The organism is Pseudomonas sp. BO3-4, assembly GCF_034044115.1.
Classification (GTDB): domain Bacteria; phylum Pseudomonadota; class Gammaproteobacteria; order Pseudomonadales; family Pseudomonadaceae; genus Aquipseudomonas; species Aquipseudomonas alloputida.
In genome coordinates, this window is record NZ_CP139018.1 from 1,555,540 (window position 1) to 1,577,568 (window position 22,029).

Below are 22,029 nucleotides of genomic sequence, written 5' to 3' on the forward strand. Positions count from 1 at the left end.
CCAGAAACCTGTTTTCATTCCTACACCGGGAGGTGCCCAGATGAGTGAGCAAGACCTGAAAGAAACCGAAATCACCCCGCCATCCGGCGAAAAGCTGCAGAAAGTGCTGGCGCGCATTGGCGTGGGCTCGCGGCGTGATGTCGAGGCCTGGATCAGCCAGGGTCGCATCAAGGTCAACGGCGTCGAGGCCACCCTTGGCCAGCGCGTCGACCTGCACGACGCCATCGCCGTCGACGGCAAGCTGATCAAGCGCGAGGAGGCCGCCGAGGCCACCCGCCGGGTGATCATGTACAACAAGCCCGACGGCGAAATCTGCACCCGTGACGACCCGGAAGGGCGCCCGACCGTGTTTGACCGTTTGCCACGGCCAAAAGAAGGCCGTTGGATCAACATCGGCCGCCTCGACATCAACACCACTGGCTTGCTGCTGTTCACCACCGACGGTGAGCTGGCCAACCGCCTGATGCACCCGTCCTACGAGATGGACCGCGAGTACGCGGTACGTGTGCGCGGTGAAGTCGACGACGAGATGATCGAGCGCCTGAAAGCCGGCGTAATGCTGGAAGACGGCCCGGCCAAGTTCACCGATATCCAGAAGGCACCGGGTGGCGAAGGCTTCAACCACTGGTACCACTGCGTGGTGATGGAAGGTCGTAACCGTGAGGTGCGTCGCCTGTGGGAATCCCAGGGCATGGTGGTCAGCCGCCTGAAGCGTGTGCGTTTCGGCCCGGTGTTCCTCAATTCGGACCTGCCGATGGGCCGCTGGCGCGAAATGACCCAGGGCGAAATCGACATCCTCGCCGCCGAAGTGGGCCTGCAGCCGGTCGCGCTGCCAGCCATGAAGCTCAAGGCCAAGGACAAGATGGAGCGCCTGCAGCGCAAGTCGACCCGCCCGCTGGGCCGTGGCGAGCGCGTGCGCAACCTGCGCCCGGCCCACGAAGGTGCCGCTACTGGCGAACGCCCTGCGCGTCAGCCGCGTGAAGAAGCGCCGCGTAAACCCACCCGTGGCAGCACGGTGGCTGAGCGCCCGAGCGAGATGCGCAAGCGTCCGGGCAAGCCTGATGGCGACAAGCCGGCAGGCCGTGGTCGCGGCAAGCCGCGTGGCTGATAAGCCAGTGTGGTCATCAAGGAACCAGCCTTCGGGCTGGTTTTTTTATGCCTGCGCGAATGTGGACCAAGCCCAAGATATTGAACAAAAAGAATTTTTCGGACGACTGGCAAGTTCTTGAACCGCCTTGTAAAGAAATCTGTACGAATGTGGCCGTTTTCAGTCCGCATTTCAGATCAAGCCCGATCGTGTAAACAAACCTTGCCGGCGCCCCTGTGCCAAAGCCGTCGCCATGGCGCCAGCCACCCTTGCCCAAACCCCCGTCCCCACGGTGTTATAGCCGCCATTGCCTTGTGCAGGAGCCCGTCCAAAGAGCCGGGCTGACAAAACAACAAATGGAGGCGCCATGTACGCCGATCACTTCGCCTTTGAAGGCCTGAACCACAGGAACGCTGCTTTTTTTCCCGAGGAAACGATGCAACGCGTTGACGCCTGCGCGTTTGCAGGGGTATACAGTGCGCCGCGTTTTACCTGTGACCCTCTTGCGTACCGCGCACTCTTGATCACGCCTGGTTGACCTGCTCCGGCGGCACCTGAGGTCAAGAAACCCAAGGTAACCACCTTGCCCATTCCGCTGCGCCACGAGCGCGGTGGGTCCGATTCCGTCACAGATAAAAACAATGCAGGTGACTTCGTTCATGAGTGGACAAAACATGCATTCAGGCGAGCTAAAGCGGGGCCTGAAGAACCGCCATATCCAGTTGATCGCCCTCGGCGGTGCGATTGGTACCGGCCTGTTCCTCGGCTCGGCTGGCGTGATGAAATCCGCCGGCCCGTCGATGATTCTTGGCTACGCCATCTGCGGCTTCATCGCCTTCATGATCATGCGCCAGCTGGGTGAAATGATCGTCGAAGAGCCGGTGGCCGGCTCGTTCAGCCATTTCGCCCACACCTACTGGGGTGGTTTCGCCGGCTTCCTGTCGGGCTGGAACTGCTGGGTGCTGTATATCCTGGTGGGTATGTCGGAGCTTTCGGCGGTCGGCAAGTATGTTCACTACTGGTGGCCGGAGATCCCCACCTGGGTCACCGCGGCAGCCTTCTTCGTGCTGATCAACGCCATCAACCTGATGAACGTGAAGTTCTTCGGTGAAGCCGAATTCTGGTTCGCCATCATCAAAGTGGTCGCCATCGTCAGCATGATCGGCCTGGGTGCCTACCTGCTGACCAGCGGCAGCGGCGGCCCTGAAGCCACCGTGGCCAACCTGTGGTCACATGGCGGTTTCTTCCCCAACGGCGTCAGCGGGCTGGTAATGGCCTTGGCTTTCATCATGTTTTCCTTTGGTGGCCTGGAAATGCTCGGCTTCACCGCCGCCGAGGCCGACAAGCCAAAGACCGTGATCCCCAAAGCGATCAACCAGGTCATCTACCGCATCCTGATCTTCTATGTCGGTGCCCTGGTGGTGCTGCTGTCGCTGACCCCGTGGGACAACCTGGTCGCCAGCATCGACGCCTCGGGTGGCAGCTACGGCAGCAGCCCGTTCGTGCAAGTGTTCTCGCTGCTGGGCAGTGACGTGGCTGCCAACCTGCTGAACTTCGTGGTGCTGACTGCGGCGCTGTCGGTGTACAACAGTGGCACCTACTGCAACGCCCGCATGCTGCTGGGTATGGCCGAGCAGGGCGATGCCCCGGCGTCGCTGGCCAAGGTCGACAAGCGGGGCGTGCCAGTGCGTTCGATCCTGGTGTCGGCTGCCGTGACCTTCGTCGCCGTGCTGCTGAACTACCTGATGCCGCAAAACGCGCTGGAACTGCTGATGTCGCTGGTCGTGGCCACCCTGGTGATCAACTGGGCGATGATCAGCTACTCGCACCTGAAGTTCCGTCAGCACCTCGACCGTACCGGCCAGAAGCCGCTGTTCAAGGCGCTGTGGTACCCGTACGGCAACTATGTGGTGCTGGCTTTCGTGGTGCTGATTCTGGGCATCATGCTGATGATCCCGGGCATCCAGGTGTCGGTGTATGCGATCCCGGTGTGGCTGCTTGCGATGTTGGCGGTGTACATGGTCAAGTCGCGTCGCCAGGTGAATGCGGGCGGTGCCGTTGAGACTGTGGCCAAGTAAGGCGCCATAAGCGGTATGCGAAAACCCGGAGTCAGGTGGCTGGCTTCGGGTTTTTTGTTGCCTGTGCGGGCCTCTTCGCGGGTGAACCCGCTCCTACAGGTACAGCGTTGCCCTCAGGTCAGGTGATCCCGCCAACAATCAGATCTGCTCCAGCAACCACCCCCTGAATGCCCGCAGCGACGGCAGTGCCTCATTCCTCGGCGGGTAGATCAGGTAATAACTACGCTGGCTGGCAAACGCCACACCCGGGCTGTACAGCTCGCCCTTGGCCAGTTCCTCCTCCACCAATATGCGCGGCACCAGCCCGATCCCGATCCCGGCACGTACCGCCTGGATCAGGTGCGAGGTCAGCTCGAAACTCGGCCCCAGCCGCATCGCCCGATGCGGCAAGCCATGATGGGAAAACCACTCGCCCCACGCATGCGGGTTGTTGGCCACATTCAGCAGCACCTCTTCACTGATCCGCGCCGGGCTCCAGCCTTGGCTGCCGACGTCGGCCTCCGGCGGCAAGATCACCACCAGCTCCTCGGCATGCAGGCGATGGCAGACAAGCCCCGGCAAGTCGTGGCTGGCCACGCCGATGGCGGCATCGATTTCGCTGGTGTCGAAGTTGATGGTTTCAATGCGTGAATGAATGTGCACCAGCATGCCTGGGTGAGCGCTGTAGAACGCATGCAGCCTCGGCAACAGCCATTTCGAGCCGAAGGTTGGCAGGGTAGCCAGGCGCAAGGTGCCTACCCCCGACTGATAGGCCAGTGCCTGCAAGGTGGCGCTGCGGATGCGCCCCAGTGCCTCGCTCAGCTCGCGCTGGTACAGGCGGCCGACATCGGTCAGCTGCACCTGGCGCCCCTCGCGGCGGAACAGGGTCAGGCCCAACTGCTGCTCCAGGGCTTGCACCTGGCGGCTGACCGCGCTTTGGGTCAGCGACAGTTCGGCGGCGGCGCGGGTGTAGCTTTCATGCCGGGCGGCGGCCTCGAAAGCCAGCAGCAGTGACATGGATGGGGTCAGGTGGCGGTAATTCATTCATAAAAGTCATTGATAGCGGCAGGATTATCCGTTTGCCCCTGACGCGAAACTACAGGAACATTGGCCTATACGTCATCCCTGCATGCCTCAACCCATGCCGGGGCGACAGGGATCCCGTGATTTAGCCAATATCAAGAGGCCATCCTTCGATGATCGCCCAGCTGTCCACCGTTGCACCGAGCGCCAATTACCCCGAATTCCTCGAAGCCCTGCGCAACAGCGGCTTCCGTGGCCAGATCAGTGCCGACTACGCAACCCGCACGGTACTGGCCACCGACAACTCGATCTACCAGCGCTTGCCGCAGGCGGCGGTGTTCCCGCTGGATGCCGACGATGTGGCGCGGGTCGCCACGCTAATGGGTGAACCGCGCTTCCAGCAGGTCAAGCTGACCCCCCGCGGTGGTGGCACCGGCACCAACGGCCAGTCGCTGACCGACGGTATCGTCGTCGACCTGTCGCGGCACATGAACAACATTCTCGAAATCAACGTGCAAGAGCGCTGGGTGCGGGTACAGGCCGGCACGGTCAAGGACCAGCTCAATGCTGCGCTCAAGCCGCACGGGCTGTTCTTCGCCCCTGAGCTGTCCACCTCCAACCGCGCCACGGTCGGCGGCATGATCAACACGGATGCCAGTGGCCAGGGCAGTTGCACCTACGGCAAAACCCGCGACCATGTGCTGGAGCTGCACAGCGTGCTGCTCGGTGGCGAACGCCTGCACAGCCTGCCGATCGACGATGCTGCGCTGGAGCAGGCCTGCGCCGCGCCGGGCCGGGTCGGCGAGGTGTACCGCATGGCCCGGGAAATTCAGGAAACCCAGGCCGAACTGATTGAAACCACCTTTCCCAAGCTCAACCGTTGCCTGACCGGCTACGACCTGGCGCACCTGCGCGACGAGCAGGGCCGCTTCAACCTCAACAGCGTGCTGTGCGGCGCCGAGGGCTCGCTGGGCTACGTGGTCGAAGCCAAGCTCAACGTGCTGCCGATTCCCAAATATGCGGTGCTGGTCAACGTACGCTACACCAGCTTCATGGATGCGCTGCGTGATGCCAACGCGCTGATGGCGCACAAGCCGCTGTCGATCGAGACCGTCGACTCCAAGGTGCTGATGCTGGCGATGAAAGACATCGTTTGGCACAGCGTTGCCGAGTATTTCCCGGCGGACCCCGAGCGCCCCACGCTGGGCATCAACCTGGTGGAGTTCTGCGGCGACGAGCCGGCCGAGGTCAACGCCAAGGTGCAGGCGTTCATCCAGCACCTGCAAAGCGACACCAGCGTCGAGCGCCTGGGCCACACCTTGGCCGAAGGCGCCGAGGCAGTCACCCGCGTCTATACCATGCGCAAGCGTTCGGTGGGCCTGCTGGGCAACGTCGAAGGCGAAGTGCGCCCGCAGCCGTTCGTGGAGGACACCGCGGTACCGCCAGAGCAGTTGGCCGACTACATCGCCGATTTCCGTGCACTGCTCGATGGCTACGGCCTGGCCTACGGCATGTTTGGCCACGTCGATGCCGGCGTGCTGCACGTGCGCCCGGCACTGGACATGAAAGACCCGGCGCAGGCCGCGCTGGTCAAGCCGATTTCCGACGCTGTTGCCGCGCTGACCAAGCGTTATGGCGGCCTGCTGTGGGGTGAGCACGGCAAGGGCCTGCGCTCGGAATACGTGCCTGAGTACTTCGGCGAGCTGTACCCGGCGTTGCAGCGCCTGAAGGGCGCCTTTGACCCGCACAACCAGCTCAACCCGGGCAAGATCTGCACGCCACTGGGCAGCGCCGAGGGCCTGACCCCGGTCGATGGCGTGACCCTGCGCGGCGACCTTGACCGTACCATTGACGAGCGCGTATGGCAGGACTTCCCCAACGCCGTGCACTGCAACGGCAATGGCGCCTGTTACAACTATGACCCCAACGACGCCATGTGCCCGTCGTGGAAGGCTACCCGCGAACGCCAGCATTCGCCCAAGGGCCGCGCCTCGCTGATGCGCGAGTGGCTGCGCCTGCAGGGCGAGGCGAATATCGATGTGCTGGCTGCGGCGCGCAACAAGGTGTCGTGGCTCAAGGGCCTGCCGGCGCGTCTGCGCAACAACCGCGCGCGCAACCAGGGCCAGGAGGACTTCTCCCATGAAGTGTATGACGCCATGGCCGGCTGCCTGGCGTGCAAGTCGTGCGCCGGGCAGTGCCCGATCAAGGTCAATGTGCCGGACTTCCGCTCGCGCTTCCTCGAGCTGTACCACGGTCGCTACCAGCGCCCGCTGCGTGACTACCTGATCGGCTCGCTCGAGTTCACCATCCCCTACCTGGCGCACGCACCGGGGCTGTACAACGCGGTGATGGGTTCGAAGTGGGTGAGCCAACTGCTGGCCGACAAGGTGGGCATGGTCGACAGCCCGCTGATCAGCCGCTTCAACTTCCAGGCTACCCTGACCCGTTGCCGCGTTGGCATGGCCACGGTGCCGGCCCTGCGCGAGCTGACCCCGGCCCAGCGCGAGCGCAGCATCGTGCTGGTGCAGGACGCCTTCACCCGCTACTTCGAAACACCGCTGCTGTCGGCCTTCATCGACCTTGCCCACCGCCTGGGTCACCGGGTATTTCTGGCGCCGTACAGCGCCAACGGCAAGCCGTTGCACGTACAGGGTTTCCTTGGCGCGTTTGCCAAGGCAGCGATCCGCAACGCCACGCAGCTCAAGGCCCTGGCCGATTGCGGTGTGCCGCTGGTGGGGCTGGACCCGGCGATGACGCTGGTGTATCGCCAGGAGTACCAGAAGGTGCCAGGCCTGGAGGGTTGTCCGCAGGTGTTGCTGCCGCAGGAATGGTTGATGGATGTACTGCCCGAGCAGGCGCCTACCGCACCGGGCAGCTTCCGCCTGATGGCGCACTGCACCGAGAAGACCAACGTGCCGGCCAGCACCCGGCAGTGGGAGCAGGTGTTCGCCCGTCTGGGGCTGAAGCTGGTGACCGAGGCCACGGGTTGCTGCGGTATGTCCGGTACCTATGGGCACGAAGCCCGCAACCAGGAAACCTCGCGGGCCATATTCGAGCAGAGCTGGGCGACCAAGCTGGACAAGGAAGGGGAGCCGCTGGCGACCGGTTACTCGTGCCGTAGCCAGGTCAAGCGCATGACCGAGCGGAAGATGCGCCACCCGCTTGAGGTGGTGTTGCAGTACGCTCAGCGCTAAGTTTGAGGCCTTTTGGGGCTGCTTTGCAGCCCTTCGCGGGTGAACCCGCTCCTACGGGGGGATCGTGCACGCCAGGCTGGCGCGTCAACCCTGCAGGGGCGGGGTGGGCCGCGAAGAGGCCGGCACCGGCTTTCAGGCTGCTGTTGTACGGTCCCTGTCCCGACGCCCCTGGCGGTACAAATAGAGGCTCAATACCAACCCACACGCTGCCGCAGCCGCCGCGAACAGAAACATCGAAGCGAAGCCGAACCCCGCCGCCACCGCACCGACCAATGGCCCGGTCACCCCCAGTGACAAGTCGATGAACAGCGAATACGCTCCCACCGCTGCCCCACGGTTAGCTGCCGACACCTGGTTCACCGCCTCCACGCCCAATGCCGGAAACACCAGCGAGAAACCAAACCCGCTCAATGCAGCCCCCGCCAAGGCCAGTTCGGCGTTGGGTGCCAGCCACAGCATCAACAGCCCGAGCGTTTCCACCGACAGGCAGGCGATCGCCACCCTGAAGCCACCGATGCGATTGATCAGGTTGCCAAAGAGCAGCCGTGCGCTGATGAAACTGGCGCCGAACAGGCTCAGGGTCAGCGCCGCATTGGCCCAGCCACGGCTTGCGTAGTAAAGGGTGATGAAGGTGGCGATGGTGCCAAAGCCGATCGAGCCCAGGGCAAGCCCCGAGCCATGGGGGAATACCTTGCCCAGCACCCGCAGGAACGGCAGGCGTACACCGCTGACGATGGGGGCGGCTTGCTTGGGCCACGCCAGTAGCAAACCGAGTATGCACAGCAGGATGATGCTCACACCCATGCTCCACAGCCCGAGGCCTTTGACCATCAGCACGCCCAGTGGGGCGCCGATGGCCAGCGCACCATAGCTGGCGATGCCGTTCCAGGAGATGACCTTGGCCGTGTTTGCGGCACCCACCCGGCCAATGCCCCAGCCGATCGCACCCGAGCCTACCAGGCTTTCGGCGCTGCCCAGCACCAGGCGACCGACCAGCAGGCAAGCCAGGCTCAACCAAGGTAGGTGAGTGAGGAAGGCACAGGCCAGCATGAATACCCCGCTGAGCCCGCAGCCAGCCAGTCCGTACATGACCGCCTTCTTGCTGCCGTGGTTGTCGATGATGCGGCTGGCGCCAGGGCGGCTGAGCAGCGTCGCGAGGTACTGCACGCTGATCACCAGGCCGGCGACCACGGCACTGAAACCCAGGTCGTTGTGCACATAGCCGGGCAACACGGCCAAGGGGATGCCGATGTTCAGGTAGCCGATGAAGGTGAACAGGACGATGGAGACGACTTGCCCAGTGACGGCAAGGGATGTGGGACTGCGTGCTGGCATTGGGGATCCGTTGCTGCGGTAAGGATGGCAGTGTGTGCCGCCATCTTAACCACAGCAAGGGTGTTTGCGGGCGAAGCTGTCAGGCTGTAGTCAGTTGGTGTAATCGAGCATCCAGGTCACACTGAACTCGGCTTTCGGGTAATCCAGCCGCAAGCGCGGCAGGACGAAGCCGCCACAGGAGCGACAGGAGTCGAGCAGTGTGAAGACATCGATGCGCTCGACCTCGGTGTGGCGGTGAAGCAGTCTGCGGTTCAGCGCGCTGGCGATGTGTCGTTCGGCATCGAGATGTCGCTTATGGACGCGCGTCCACAGGAAATCTGCGCGCCGCAGGATTGGCAGCTCGGTAAACCGCGGGTCTGGTGGGAAAAACTGGTTAACCTGGCGTGCATCGACGTAGTCCACTGCCGGTGTGAGGCGGGGCGTCGGGATGATATGCAATGCGCGCCGGCCAGGGCTGCCTGACAGGGCGAAGAACACCACGCGGCTATGGTCCCTTAGCGTGACACTGGCAAAGGCCAGGTTGACTGGATACAGGTGCTGACGCAAGGCGGCCATCGCGTTGTCGTCCAGCGACTGTGCACCTGCTGTCGGTGTGTAAGGGTGAGTGGCGCCGCGCGCGGGTAGCAGATCGTCCAGTATGCCTAGCATGTGTTGGCGGTCTGCGGCGCTGGTGCCGTGGAATTGCCTCCAGATCGGGATTATCTCCCGGTTCAATGCTGCGATGCCGCGACTGGCGGGGCCCGCCAAAGCGTCCTGGGCCGCGCTCTGCGTGAGGATGTTGCGCGCGTATTCCGGGAGCAGGCGCGACTCCATGGCTTCGATGAACTGCAGGAATCGCGAGGGGTGGCGGAGTTGCCATGTTCGCCCTTGTTCTATCCAGTCGCGCAGCAATCTGACCACGTTATCGACATCGCGCTGCAGGTTGGGGCGTTCGGCGACGATGCGGTAGGTTTCGCTGATTTCCAGGTACCGCTCGATGGCCTCGTGGTCGGTGATTCTCTCGAACCTGCGACGCAGCCCTCTGGGCGGATGTGGCAGCGAAGCTGGCAGTGCCGGGGCATCCAGCAGCCTTGTCTGCCATGCCCAGGGCTGATGGGGGGCGCCATAAAAAATCCCCAGATCGGCCTCGACGATCAACCACTGCTCACCGCGCCAGTCGATCAATGCGCCGCGCAGGGTGCGGCGGTCGGGGATGGTCCGTGCCAGCCCGCCCAGGCGCACGGGAGGGCAGTAGTCGGTAATCTGCCTGACTTGCTCGATCGGCATGTCCGCAGGCAAGCCAAAGCGTAGTTCAGGCGATGGGTCGACCACGATGCGCCTGTGGTACACGGGAGGCGAGATGACGCCAAGGCGTAACTGGGTTTCTTCGACGGGCAAGGCTTTCAATCGCCTGGGGTGATTAGGGGCGTGTACGACGACCTTGCCCTCGCGCACCATGACCTGCGCCCAGATGTCGAAGCGTGTGTGCTGGGGGCGATAACGAATCGGTACCGGCTCGATCCGCACGGTTTGGAAGGCGTGACTGACGTGTTGTCCGAATACGGGTGTGCCGGCGTCATTGGGCAAGGGCGAGAAGTTCAGGGCCATTTGCGCTTCGCCGCCGGTGTAAGGCGGCGGCACCTCGGTGGGTGGCTGGCCGAGTAGCGGCTCATGCGCAACCCGACGTAGCAGCCCCGAGGTGTTCGGTGTTTGAAGGCGATAGGCGGCGCCATGAATGATTGCATCGACCGTGGCATTGTCGCGGGGGATCAGTGTGGCTGTTTCGGGTAGCTCGCGTGGCACCGGACCATGGCTGTCGGGTATCTGGTCAAGTAGCACGGCATCGGGCGTCTGGCCCGGCAGTACCCTTCGCTGCGTCATGAGTTCCCGGGATTCGGGGGCGACCGTCGTCAGTTCGGGCGCGCTGCGCCAGCGCTTGGGCGGGGTAAGGCGCTCGCTGAAGTCGGGCGTGACGGGGATGCTGCTCCAGCGTCGGGCGGCGCGCGCGGCGTTCAGGCGTGCGGTGTTGGCGCTTTGGCCCAGCACGCCGGGAAGCTTGGCCAATGGTTTGAAGGCCCGTCCACCAAGCGTGACTGCCGCGCCTTTCAGCGCGGCGATGTCCAGGACACAAGCCAGTGCATCGCTGCCATCCTCTGGGTTCAGGCAACTCAAGCCCGGTATCAGGTTGGAAAACAACCGTTGCAAGTAGCGCCCAGTGCTCACGGACTGGCGCCTGGCCAGGAATTGTTCATGCGGGGTAGCGCCTTTGCCCAGTGCATGCAAAGCATCCCGATTGCCCAAGGCGATATCGCTGGCGTAATGCCTGGCCAGTGAGTCGAGGCGATCTTGCGTGGGGGCGATGAGCACTTGTCGCAAGGCGGGAAAGTCGGCAGCGATCCACGGCAGTTGTGATTGGTTGTATTCGCTGTAGAGCAGCGTCAATTGCTCGGCCAGGCGCGTCGGCGCTGTGTGGGCAATGAAGTGCGCTTGCCAGTGCAGCCGTTCGGGGAACAGCTCGTAAAGCCAATCGCCCTCTGTGCCCGGGGCATGTACGACGAAACCCTGGGTGGCCGTCTGCATGTGCCAGTCCGCTCTGGGGCTGGAGCCGTACTCAGGTCGGTTATCGGGGCCCACGTAGATCGGCCAGGTCACGGCATAGGCGGTCCAGGGGCCATCACGCAGGCGGTCCTTGATATCTTCCGGCAGGTGGCTCAAGCAGCGGTGCAGGATAGCTTGATAGACGTTGGTGGCACGCTGTTCCCAAGCGCCGAAGGCCACTTCATACCAGGCGGTCACGTCCGGCAGGCGGGGATTGCTTCGGTAGCCTGCGCCATGGTCAAGGTACATCAGCAGGTGCACTTGGCCATCCGCGTTGCGCGACTCGGGCGCTATCCGGCTCTGGAGCAACTGACGACGCGCCTCCTCGAAGCGGTCCGGGAGATCATTGAGGCTTTCAACGTCCCTGACCGCCAGGTAGCGATGCAACGCCAATTGCCATTGCTGGTGCGACCAGGGCGGGGGGAGTTCGAATGATCCGCGCAAGGGGGCCCACACCGCCAGCGTCTGGCGCAGTGCTTCTTCGGGAGCGGGGTCATCCTCGTGCAGGGCCTGGCGCATGACCTGTTCTGCGTTGTCGAAGGTCATCGGTTGCTGGCGGGCGCTGAGTATCAGGGCTCCCTGGCGGATGCTGGCCCAGCGCAGGTCGGGCTCGAAGCTGAAATCGGCCGGGTAGCCACTGAGCAGTAGTTCGGGCGCGAAGCGGCGCATCAGCAGTTCACCGGCCAGTTGCGCAATCGCCGGGGTGCAGGCGAGACGGATTTGCACACTGTTGATCAGGTCAAGGCGGATTTCCTCGACGGGGAGCGTGGCATTGTCCGGGCTGAACAGCTCGAAAGCCATGATCTGCCCCGGCTGGCGGTCATCGGGTGGGTACAACACGTCGATCAAGGTTTGTTCGGCCAAGGCCAAGTGATCGGAGCTGGCATCCCATTCTGCCGAGGCGGCCAGTTCGCCGGCCCATCGGGTGAACATGGACGAATGCAGCACGGCGTCGAGCGCTTGAGCGGCTGGCACATTCAATGCCGGGCCTGGGAGAAACGCCTTTCCATGCTGATCAGGTGTTACACCCGACGCTCGTTCGCGGGCAGTGGGCGGGCGGTAACGCCTGCCTTGTGCATAGACTGTCGCACCGAGGGCGTTGAACAGGTGGACGGCAAGGTGAACACCGGCTGGAGGCTTCAGCAGGTGTCTGGCCAGTGTGGGGAGGTCCAGGTAGTTGTCCAGCACCAGTGGACGGGAGGCCGATCGTGGGGGCCGGGGGGTAGTTGGCAAACTGGGGTACAGCAGCAGGGCGGCCGCTACGAAGCAGTCACGCTGGGTCAGGCACACCCGCCGAGCCCAGAGTGCCTGGGCAAGGCTGCAACTGGCATAGGGCCATGGATTGGGCAGGCCTTCGTTCAACCCGGCGATCAGTGAGGCATCGGTTGCCGTGATCACGATATGGGCCAGTTTTGTCTGCAAGGTCGCCACCAGGTTCGCCTCTACTTGGCTGCCGGCGGGGCGTCGCAGGGTGCGGTTGAAGTGCTCACGCGCCGGTTCACGGGCGAAAGCTTCGGTCAGCTGCTGGTGCAGGTCATGATCGCTCAGGTCGACGGGGAACAGGTCTGTGAAGCCCAGTGCCTGGTTGAAATGTTCGCGCAGCGATGTGGCCAGGTCCATTGGACCGGACAGGTCGCTGTGCAGGCGCACGCTTTCGGCGTCCAGGGTGTCTATCCGGGCGAGTAGGTCGGCGGCGTCAGTGATAGATGACATGGCTCTGCCTCTTTGCGGTTGGAGGCACGAGTCTGTGTAGGGCAGGGGCGGGGCAGGTGGTAGTGGGTTGTTACAACGTTGATTTTAGACGGTGTGAAAACGTGATGACGGGGGTAGCCCGCAGGTCAGCCGTTTTCACACAGTCGGGGATGCGCAGTTATTCCTGGTCAGCGCTGGATTGATCGTCACCATCCTGCTCGGCGGCAGCTGCCGGTTCGGCGTGAACGGTCACGGATGGCTCTTCTGGGTTCAGGCTTGGGAAGGGAAGATTCGGGATTTCATGCATCTCGTCGTTCCTCGCAAGTGTGAGTGAAAAGTCTGCGCCAGGCGCGTTTGTGGCTTCAAAAAGCTCGGGCAGGATACACAAGTCTGGATGACAGTTTGGTTTTTTTCCCGGTCGTTTGTCGGTTTTGCGGGCGAACAGCGCACATATGCCCCATGAAAAAAGGGGCCTCTGGCCCCTTCGTTCTGGTGATTACTTCCGGCCTTCAGCCGTTTCCGCCACCTTGTCAGTGCGTGCGCACATGATGAAGTCGTTGCGGTGCAGGCCTTTGATCGAGTGGCTCCACCAGGTCACGGTGACCTTGCCCCATTCAGTCAGCAGCCCTGGGTGGTGGCCTTCGGCCTCGGCGATTTCGCCCACGGCATTGGTGAATGCCAGGGCGTGCTTGAAGTTCTTGAACAGGAACACGCGCTCCAGCTCCATGTGGCCGTCACGTACTTCGATGTTCCAGTCCGGGATTTCGCGGATCAGCTCAGCCAGCTCTTCGTCGGTGACTTTCGGTGCGTCGGCGCGGCAGGCTTCGCAATGGGCTTGGTTCAAGGCATTCATGAGGTGTTTTCCGGTTCGAGTTGTTATCGGCAAGGTCGCTCAGGCAGCGACCTTGGGTGGAAATTTCGGTGCGTGCAGACCCAGCTGCATGGCTTTATGGACCATGCCCATGATGTCCTCGTGGGCCAGGTCGAACAGGCGCTTCATGTTCGGCAGCACGAAATACACCGGTTGCAGAATGTCGATGCGGTAGGGCGTACGCATGGCCTCGATCGGGTCGAAGGCTTGGTGCTCAGGCTCGTCAGACAGACTGTAGACGGTCTCTTTCGGCGACGAGAGGATGCCGCCACCATAGATTTTGCGGCCTTGCGCGGTTTCCATCAGGCCAAACTCGATGGTCATCCAGTACAAGCGCGCCAGGTACACACGTTGTTCCTTGGTCGCGGCGAGGCCGAGCTTGCCGTAGGTGTGGGTGAACTCGGCGAACCAGGGATTGGTCAGCAGCGGGCAGTGGCCGAAGATCTCGTGGAAGATATCCGGCTCTTGCAGGTAGTCCAGCTCTTCCGGGGTGCGGATGAAAGTGGCGACCGGAAAGCGCTTACTGGCCAGCAATTCGAAGAAGGTCTGGAAGGGGATCAGCGCCGGTACCCGGGCAACCTGCCAGCCGGTGGTGGCACCCAGCACCTTGTTGATCTCGCCCAATTGCGGAATGCGGTCATGCGGCAATTTCAGCTGGTCGATGCCGTCCAGGTATTCCTGGCACGCACGGCCTTCGATCACTTTCAGCTGGCGGGTGATCAGGGTGTTCCACACCGCATGCTCTTGCTGCGGGTAATCGATAAAACCATGCGCATCGGGCTCGCGTGCCACGTATTGCGTCTGTTTCATGAGGCTCTCCTGGTGAGGGCTTTTCTTGTTATGTGCAGGACATGCCTAAAGGAATATCCCTTCGCCAGCGGTTTTGCACGGGGGTGGGCCTCGGCCGCGAAGGGTGCTGACGTGGGTTTTCGTAACGATAATTTTACAAAACGCGGCAAGTGTCGGAAAATTCGAGGCATCTGGTTGATAGAAACCCGGTTTTTGTCAGCTTATCTTTACGACTTTTCCGCGCGGTGTTGAAAAACATCAGCGCTTCGAGAGCCCTCATGCGTATCAAAGTCCATTGCCAGAACCGCATTGGCATCCTGCGCGACATCCTCAACCTGCTGGTGGAGTACGGCATCAACGTGCTGCGCGGTGAGGTTGGCGGTGACCATGGCAACGCCATCTACCTGCACTGCCCGAACCTGATCAACCTGCAATTTCAGGCCCTGCGGCCGAAGTTCGAGGCGATTGCCGGGGTGTTCGGCGTAAAGCGTGTGGGCCTGATGCCCAGCGAACGCCGGCACATGGAGCTGAATGCGTTGCTGGGGGCGCTGGACTTCCCGGTGCTGTCGATCGACATGGGCGGCAGCATCGTTGCGGCCAACCGTGCCGCCGCGCAGTTGCTTGGCGTGCGGGTTGATGAGGTGCCGGGCATGCCGCTGGCGCGCTACGTAGAAGACTTCGATCTACCGGAGCTGGTGCGGGCCAACAAGTCACGCATCAACGGCTTGCGCATCAAAGTCAAAGGCGATGTGTTCCTGGCCGATATCGCACCGCTGCAGTCCGAGCACGATGACAGCGAGGCGCTGGCCGGCGCGGTGCTTACCCTGCACCGCGCCGACCGAATCGGCGAGCGTATCTACAATGTGCGCAAGCAAGAGCTGCGTGGCTTCGACAGCATCTTCCAGAGCTCGCGGGTGATGGCTGCCGTGGTGCGTGAAGCGCGGCGCATGGCGCCGCTGGATGCACCGTTGCTGATCGAGGGCGAAACCGGTACCGGCAAGGAGTTGCTGGCGCGTGCCTGCCACCTGGCCAGCCCGCGTGGACAGTCGCCGCTGATGGCGCTCAACTGCGCCGGGTTGCCCGAGTCGATGGCCGAGACCGAGCTGTTCGGTTACGGCCCTGGGGCATTCGAAGGGGCACGGGCCGAAGGCAAGCTGGGGCTGCTGGAGTTGACTGCAGGCGGCACGCTGTTCCTTGACGGGGTAGGGGAGATGAGCCCGCGCCTGCAGGTAAAGCTGCTGCGCTTTCTGCAGGACGGCTGCTTCCGTCGGGTGGGTAGCGATGAAGAGGTCTACCTGGATGTGCGGGTGATTTGTGCAACCCAGGTGGATTTGTCCGAGTTGTGTGCCCGTGGCGAGTTTCGCCAGGACCTGTATCACCGGCTCAATGTACTGTCGCTGCACATTCCGCCTTTGCGCGAATGCATGGATGGTCTGGAGGGGTTGGTGCAGCATTTTCTCGATCAGGCCAGTCGACAGATTGGCTGCGCCATGCCGCGCCTGGCACCGGCGGCAATGGACAAACTTGGGCAGTACCACTGGCCAGGTAATGTAAGGCAGTTGGAAAACGTGTTGTTCCAAGCGGTTTCGTTATGTGACGGCGGCGTGGTTAAAAGCGAGCATATCCGCTTGCCGGATTATGGCGTGCGGCAACCGTTGGGCGAGTTTTCGCTGGAAGGGGATCTTTCGCAGATAGTAGGGCGCTTTGAAAAGGCGGTGCTGGAAAGTTTGATGGGGGAGTTTTCGAGTAGTCGGGCTTTGGGGAAAAGATTGGGTGTTTCGCACACGACAATTGCCAACAAGTTGAGGGATTACTCGCTTAACAAGTCGGCGGATTAGTTGTTGGGCAAAGAACCTGGGACTGCGTTGCAGTCCTTTCGCGACACAAGGCCGCTCCCACAGGTAATACGCTGTGCTCTGGCTGGGCGCATTACCTGTGGGAGCGGCCTTGTGTCGCGATAGGGGCCCGCAGGGCCCCCGATTCCAGGGTATCAGCCGTTAGAGCAGCCGTTCCCCATCACGCGGTATTCGAGAATGTGCTTCTGGCCCTGGGAGTCCTCGTAGGTCATGCGGGCGGGCACGACTTCGCACACATTGGGCACTTCGCTCATGGAAATGACGCGAGCAATGTCCAGGTGCTGCGAGTAACTGTACTGTTCAACCGGAATCTGCTCGGCATCTTTGGCTTCGCCGGCCATTGCCGCGCCGCAAAGACTGCCAAGTACCAATACCAGTAAAGCTTTCATTTTCTATTTACCTGTCTAAGGTCGTGAGGGGGCACGCGGCGCTTATGGCGCCGCGAGTACAGCGAGTGTTAACTATCGGGATTAGAGGGGGATTAACGTTTGCCTTCGTGGGGGCTGTTACCAGTTGTTAATCGCCTTGCCGTTGCTGGCGAGGTGAATTTTATGGCGGTGGCCAATGCTGAAACAGTGGGTGTTTTGATAAAGTGTTTTGACAGAATCTGTAACAATCCTGTGGCAAACCCCTCGTTTTTTCGTCGGCAAGGCTGTAATGCCCGCGCCAGAGCGTTTTGCCGGAACGGGTGTGCCAAATTACTACCAACGTCGAATGGCTTTTGTCGCTCTGGTACAGTTACAAACGGTTCCATACAAAAACAACTATTACACCGAGGTAACACAGATGAGTGCGGCTCCACTGTATCCCGTTCGTCCCGAGGTTGCGGCCACTACCCTGACCGACGAGGCCACCTACAAGGCCATGTACCAGCAATCGGTGATCAACCCGGACGGCTTCTGGCGCGAGCAGGCCCAGCGTATCGACTGGATCAAGCCGTTCACCAAGGTCAAGCAGACCTCCTTCGACGACCACCATGTCGATATCAAATGGTTCGCCGACGGCACTCTGAACGTTTCCTCCAACTGCCTGGACCGCCACCTTGAAGAGCGCGGTGACCAGTTGGCCATCATCTGGGAAGGTGACGACCCTTCCGAGCACCGCAACATCACTTACCGCGAGTTGCACGAGCAGGTCTGCAAGTTCGCCAACGCCCTGCGTGGCCAGGATGTGCACCGCGGTGACGTGGTCACCATCTATATGCCGATGATCCCCGAAGCGGTGGTCGCCATGCTGGCCTGTGCACGCATTGGTGCGATTCACTCGGTGGTGTTCGGCGGCTTCTCGCCCGAGGCGCTGGCTGGCCGTATCATCGACTGCAAGTCCAAGGTGGTGATCACGGCCGACGAAGGCGTGCGTGGTGGCCGCCGCACACCGCTCAAGGCCAACGTCGACCTGGCGCTGACCAACCCTGAAACCAGCAGCGTGCAGAAAATCATCGTGTGCAAGCGCACCGGTGGCGACATTGCCTGGCACCAGCACCGCGACATCTGGTACGAAGACCTGATGAAAGTCGCCTCCAGCCACTGCGCACCCAAGGAAATGGGCGCTGAAGAGGCGCTGTTCATCCTTTATACCTCCGGCTCCACCGGCAAGCCGAAGGGCGTGCTGCACACCACGGGCGGTTACCTGGTTTACGCCGCGCTGACCCATGAACGCGTATTCGATTACCGCCCGGGCGAGGTGTACTGGTGCACCGCCGACGTCGGTTGGGTCACAGGCCACAGCTATATCGTCTACGGCCCGCTGGCCAACGGCGCTACCACCTTGCTGTTCGAGGGCGTGCCGAACTACCCGGACATTACCCGCGTATCGAAGATCGTCGACAAGCACAAGGTCAACATCCTCTACACAGCGCCAACTGCCATTCGCGCCATGATGGCTGAAGGGCAGGCAGCTGTTGAGGGCGCCGACGGTTCCAGCCTGCGTCTGCTGGGGTCGGTGGGTGAGCCGATCAACCCTGAGGCCTGGAACTGGTACTACAAGACCGTCGGCAAGGAGCGTTGCCCGATCGTCGACACCTGGTGGCAGACCGAGACCGGCGGCATCCTGATCAGCCCGCTGCCTGGCGCCACCGGCCTCAAGCCGGGTTCGGCAACCCGTCCGTTCTTCGGTGTGGTGCCTGCCCTGGTCGATAACCTGGGCAACCTGATCGACGGTGCTGCCGAAGGCAACCTGGTAATCCTCGATTCCTGGCCGGGTCAGTCGCGTTCGTTGTACGGCGACCATGACCGCTTCGTCGACACCTACTTCAAGACCTTCCGTGGCATGTATTTCACCGGCGACGGTGCGCGCCGCGACGAGGACGGCTACTACTGGATCACCGGCCGTGTGGATGACGTGCTCAACGTGTCCGGCCACCGCATGGGTACTGCCGAGATCGAAAGCGCCATGGTTGCGCATTCGAAGGTTGCCGAGGCCGCAGTGGTTGGCGTGCCGCATGACATCAAAGGGCAGGGCATTTATGTGTATGTCACCCTCAATGCCGGCATCGAGGCCAGCGAGCAATTGCGCCTGGAGCTGAAGAACTGGGTACGCAAGGAGATTGGCCCGATTGCCTCGCCGGATGTGATCCAGTGGGCGCCAGGGCTGCCGAAGACCCGCTCGGGCAAGATCATGCGCCGCATCCTGCGCAAGATTGCGACCGGTGAATACGACGCCCTGGGCGATATCTCGACCTTGGCCGACCCAGGTGTGGTGCAGCACCTGATCGATACCCACAAGGCGATGAACCTGGCTTCGGCCTAATTCCCTCCCCGGCAATACCCCCTGTAGGAGCGGGCTTGCCCGCGAATGCGTCAGTTCAGGCTAAGCTGTCTCCTGACCTCATGCATTCGCGGGCAAGCCCGCTCTTGCATTGTTACCCGACAATCATCGGTTACTGTTCTGTCACCGGCCCCGCACAGGTTCGGGGCGCCAGGAAACAATTCCGGCCCGTTTCGGTGCATCGGGGACAGCATTTTGTGTATCAAGGCACGCTGCACTTGCCGTCGTACAAGGGTTTGCCAATAATAGGCCCAGGAATTGCTAGGTCTATAGGTTCTATTTCTTGCGCCATTGCATATTCTGCACTGGCTGTCAACATCGCCCGCGGCGGTTTCAAGCGCTTCTATAAGTAGTTGTCGCTTTGAAGAAATATCGACTACCGGGCTGTCGTTAAAATGCCACTCACTCGCTCGTGGTATGCGGCCTTGGTCGAACCCTGCGCGGCTCGCGTTGTACTCATTCGCATATCGGGCAGCCGTTACCTGCCTTGTATTGCCCCGTACCGATGGAGTTACCTGATGAAGAAGCTCGCACTGCTTGGCGCCCTGGCGCTGTCTGTGTTTTCCCTGGTGTCGCAGGCTGCTGAAAAACCGCTGAAAATCGGCATCGAAGCGGCCTACCCACCCTTCGCCTTCAAGCAACCTGACGGCAGCATTGCCGGCTTTGACTACGATATCGGCAACGCGCTGTGCGAAGAGATGAAAACCAAGTGTACCTGGGTCGAGCAGGAGTTCGACGGCCTGATCCCGGCGCTGAAAGTGCGCAAGATCGACGCCATCCTGTCGTCCATGTCGATCACCGATGACCGCAAGAAGTCGGTCGACTTCACCAAACGCTACTACCTGACTCCGGCGCGCCTGGTCATGAAGGACGGCACCACCGTCAGCGACAGCCTGGACGAACTGAAAGGCAAGAAGATCGGCGTGCAGCGCGGCTCCATTCACGACCGCTTCGCCAAGGAAGTGCTGGGCGCCAAAGGTGCCACCGTGGTGCCTTACGGCACCCAGAACGAAATCTACCTGGACGTCGCAGCTGGCCGCCTCGACGGCACCGTGGCTGACGCCACCCTGCTGGAAGACGGCTTCCTCAAGACTGACGCCGGCAAGGGCTTCGCGTTCGTAGGCCCGGCCTTCACCGACGCCAAGTACTTCGGTGACGGTATCGGTATTGCCGTACGCAAGGGTGACAAGGCCAATGTCGACCGCATCAACGCGGCGATCGACGCCATCCGTGCCAACGGCAAGTACAAAGAAATCGAAAGTAAGTACTTCAATTTCGACATCTACGGTCCAGACTCGAAGTAAGACGTCGGGTTTCACCTGTGCAATGGTGCAAACAGCAGAGGCTCTGAGGTTTGCACCATTTTTCATTCTCTAGGTCGAGGACCTCATCATGTTGAAAGGCTACGGGGCAGTCATCCTCGACGGGGCGTGGCTGACGCTACAGCTCGCCCTGTCGTCGATGGCCCTGGCCATCGTGCTCGGCCTGATCGGTGTGGCGCTGCGTTTGTCGCCAGTGCGCTGGCTGGCCTGGCTGGGCGATCTGTATTCCACGGTGATCCGTGGTATTCCGGACCTGGTCCTGATCCTGCTGATCTTCTACGGCGGGCAAGACATCATCAACCGGGTGGCGCCGCTGCTCGGCTATGAAGACTATATCGATCTGAATCCGCTGGTTGCGGGTATCGGTACCCTGGGCTTCATCTTTGGCGCCTACCTCTCGGAAACCTTCCGTGGGGCCTTCTTGGGCATTCCCAAAGGCCAGGCTGAGGCGGGCGTGGCGTATGGCATGAGCCCCCGCCAAGTGTTCTTCCGCATCCAGGTGCCGCAAATGATTCGCCTGGCCATTCCGGGCTTCACCAACAACTGGCTGGTGCTGACCAAGGCTACTGCGCTGATTTCGGTCGTCGGCCTGCAGGACATGATGTTCAAGGCCAAGCAGGCGGCTGACGCCACCCGCGAACCCTTCACCTTCTTCCTGGCAGTGGCGGCGCTGTACCTGGTGCTGACCAGTGTTTCGCTGCTGGCCCTGAAGTATCTGGAGCGCCGCTACTCGGTGGGCGTCAAGGTGGCTGAACTATGATCTTCGACTACAACGTCGTCTGGGAAGCGCTGCCGATGTACTTCGGCGGCCTGCTGACCACCCTGAAACTTCTGGCGATTTCGCTTTTCTTCGGCCTGTTGGCAGCCATTCCGCTGGGCCTGATGCGGGTATCCAGGCAGCCGGTGGTCAACCTTGCTGCATGGCTGTACACCTACGTCATCCGTGGCACGCCGATGCTGGTGCAGCTGTTCCTGATCTACTACGGCCTGGCCCAGTTCGAGGCGGTGCGCGAGAGTATCTTCTGGCCGCTGCTGTCCAGCGCTACCTTCTGCGCCTGCCTGGCGTTCGGCATCAATACCAGTGCCTATACCGCCGAAATCATTGCCGGCAGCCTCAAGGCGACGCCGCATGGCGAGATCGAAGCTGCCAAGGCCATGGGGATGTCGCGCATGAAAATGTACCGCCGCATCCTGCTGCCTTCGGCACTGCGTCGGGCACTGCCGCAGTACAGCAATGAAGTGATCATGATGCTGCAGACCACCAGCCTGGCGTCGATCGTCACCCTGATCGACATCACCGGTGCTGCGCGCACGGTCAATGCCCAGTACTACCTGCCTTTCGAGGCCTATATCACGGCGGGCGTGTTCTACCTGTGCCTGACCTTCATCCTGGTGCGCCTGTTCAAGATGGCCGAACGCCGCTGGCTCGGCTACCTGGCGCCGCGCAAGCACTGACCGCT

Annotated in this window: 15 protein-coding genes; 8 read left to right on the plus strand and 7 right to left on the minus strand. The window is 61.9% G+C overall.

Annotated features, from left to right (window positions below):
* Positions 1–40: 40 nt before the first annotated feature.
* Positions 41–1,108 carry a 23S rRNA pseudouridine(2605) synthase RluB gene (rluB, locus tag REH59_RS07255; RefSeq protein ID WP_003254539.1) on the plus strand — a complete coding sequence of 356 codons (1,068 nt, stop codon included), beginning with the start codon at positions 41–43 and terminating at the stop codon, positions 1,106–1,108.
* Between the two features lie 638 nt (positions 1,109–1,746).
* Entirely contained in the window at positions 1,747–3,165 is a 1,419-nt protein-coding gene (locus tag REH59_RS07260) for an amino acid permease (protein WP_003254538.1), read from the plus strand.
* A 138-nt stretch (positions 3,166–3,303) separates the two neighbouring features.
* On the opposite strand, the gene REH59_RS07265 is transcribed toward REH59_RS07260, so the two are convergent.
* A complete protein-coding gene (locus REH59_RS07265) occupies positions 3,304–4,188 on the minus strand; it encodes a LysR substrate-binding domain-containing protein (protein ID WP_014861208.1) in 885 nt (294 codons plus the stop codon).
* 152 nt (positions 4,189–4,340) lie between these two features.
* On the opposite strand from REH59_RS07265, the gene REH59_RS07270 reads away from it, so the two are divergent.
* On the plus strand, positions 4,341–7,361 hold the full coding sequence (locus REH59_RS07270; protein WP_014861207.1) for a D-2-hydroxyglutarate dehydrogenase YdiJ: 3,021 nt from the start codon (positions 4,341–4,343) through the stop codon (positions 7,359–7,361).
* A gap of 132 nt (positions 7,362–7,493) precedes the next feature.
* Here REH59_RS07270 and REH59_RS07275 read toward each other — a convergent pair whose 3' ends face one another.
* The 5 genes from REH59_RS07275 to phhA form a co-directional block, all read right to left on the minus strand.
* Positions 7,494–8,696 (minus strand): MFS transporter, encoded by a 1,203-nt coding sequence (locus tag REH59_RS07275; RefSeq protein ID WP_003254535.1) that lies wholly within the window; start codon positions 8,694–8,696, stop codon positions 7,494–7,496.
* Between the two features lie 90 nt (positions 8,697–8,786).
* Positions 8,787–12,986: a deaminase domain-containing protein gene (locus tag REH59_RS07280; RefSeq protein WP_014861206.1), complete on the minus strand. Its 4,200-nt coding sequence runs from the start codon at positions 12,984–12,986 to the stop codon at positions 8,787–8,789.
* 157 nt (positions 12,987–13,143) lie between these two features.
* Positions 13,144–13,272 (minus strand): hypothetical protein, encoded by a 129-nt coding sequence (locus REH59_RS07285; protein ID WP_003254533.1) that lies wholly within the window; start codon positions 13,270–13,272, stop codon positions 13,144–13,146.
* A gap of 189 nt (positions 13,273–13,461) precedes the next feature.
* Positions 13,462–13,818: a 4a-hydroxytetrahydrobiopterin dehydratase gene (locus REH59_RS07290; protein ID WP_003254532.1), complete on the minus strand. Its 357-nt coding sequence runs from the start codon at positions 13,816–13,818 to the stop codon at positions 13,462–13,464.
* 39 nt (positions 13,819–13,857) lie between these two features.
* Positions 13,858–14,646 carry a phenylalanine 4-monooxygenase gene (gene phhA / locus REH59_RS07295; RefSeq protein ID WP_003254528.1) on the minus strand — a complete coding sequence of 263 codons (789 nt, stop codon included), beginning with the start codon at positions 14,644–14,646 and terminating at the stop codon, positions 13,858–13,860.
* A gap of 257 nt (positions 14,647–14,903) precedes the next feature.
* Between phhA and REH59_RS07300 the strand changes: the two genes are divergently transcribed.
* Positions 14,904–16,463: a sigma-54-dependent transcriptional regulator gene (locus tag REH59_RS07300; protein WP_014861204.1), complete on the plus strand. Its 1,560-nt coding sequence runs from the start codon at positions 14,904–14,906 to the stop codon at positions 16,461–16,463.
* 152 nt (positions 16,464–16,615) lie between these two features.
* Here the strand turns inward: REH59_RS07300 and REH59_RS07305 are convergent, their stop codons facing one another.
* The gene (locus REH59_RS07305) at positions 16,616–16,870 is read right to left on the minus strand and encodes a DUF2790 domain-containing protein (RefSeq protein ID WP_003254526.1); all 255 of its coding nucleotides are present in this window, start codon (positions 16,868–16,870) and stop codon (positions 16,616–16,618) included.
* A gap of 397 nt (positions 16,871–17,267) precedes the next feature.
* Here REH59_RS07305 and acs point away from each other — a divergent pair, with 397 nt between their 5' ends.
* From acs to REH59_RS07325, 4 genes are all read left to right on the plus strand, one after another.
* Positions 17,268–19,229: an acetate--CoA ligase gene (gene acs, locus REH59_RS07310; protein ID WP_003254525.1), complete on the plus strand. Its 1,962-nt coding sequence runs from the start codon at positions 17,268–17,270 to the stop codon at positions 19,227–19,229.
* A gap of 536 nt (positions 19,230–19,765) precedes the next feature.
* Positions 19,766–20,551, plus strand: coding sequence for an ABC transporter substrate-binding protein (locus tag REH59_RS07315; protein ID WP_003254524.1), 786 nt, complete (start codon positions 19,766–19,768; stop codon positions 20,549–20,551).
* Between the two features lie 88 nt (positions 20,552–20,639).
* Complete coding sequence (locus tag REH59_RS07320) at positions 20,640–21,329, plus strand: ABC transporter permease (protein ID WP_014861201.1); 690 nt, start codon at positions 20,640–20,642, stop codon at positions 21,327–21,329.
* A complete protein-coding gene (locus tag REH59_RS07325; protein ID WP_003254520.1) occupies positions 21,326–22,024 on the plus strand; it encodes an ABC transporter permease in 699 nt (232 codons plus the stop codon). The genes REH59_RS07320 and REH59_RS07325 overlap by 4 nt, the downstream gene beginning before the upstream one ends.
* Positions 22,025–22,029 lie beyond the last annotated feature (5 nt).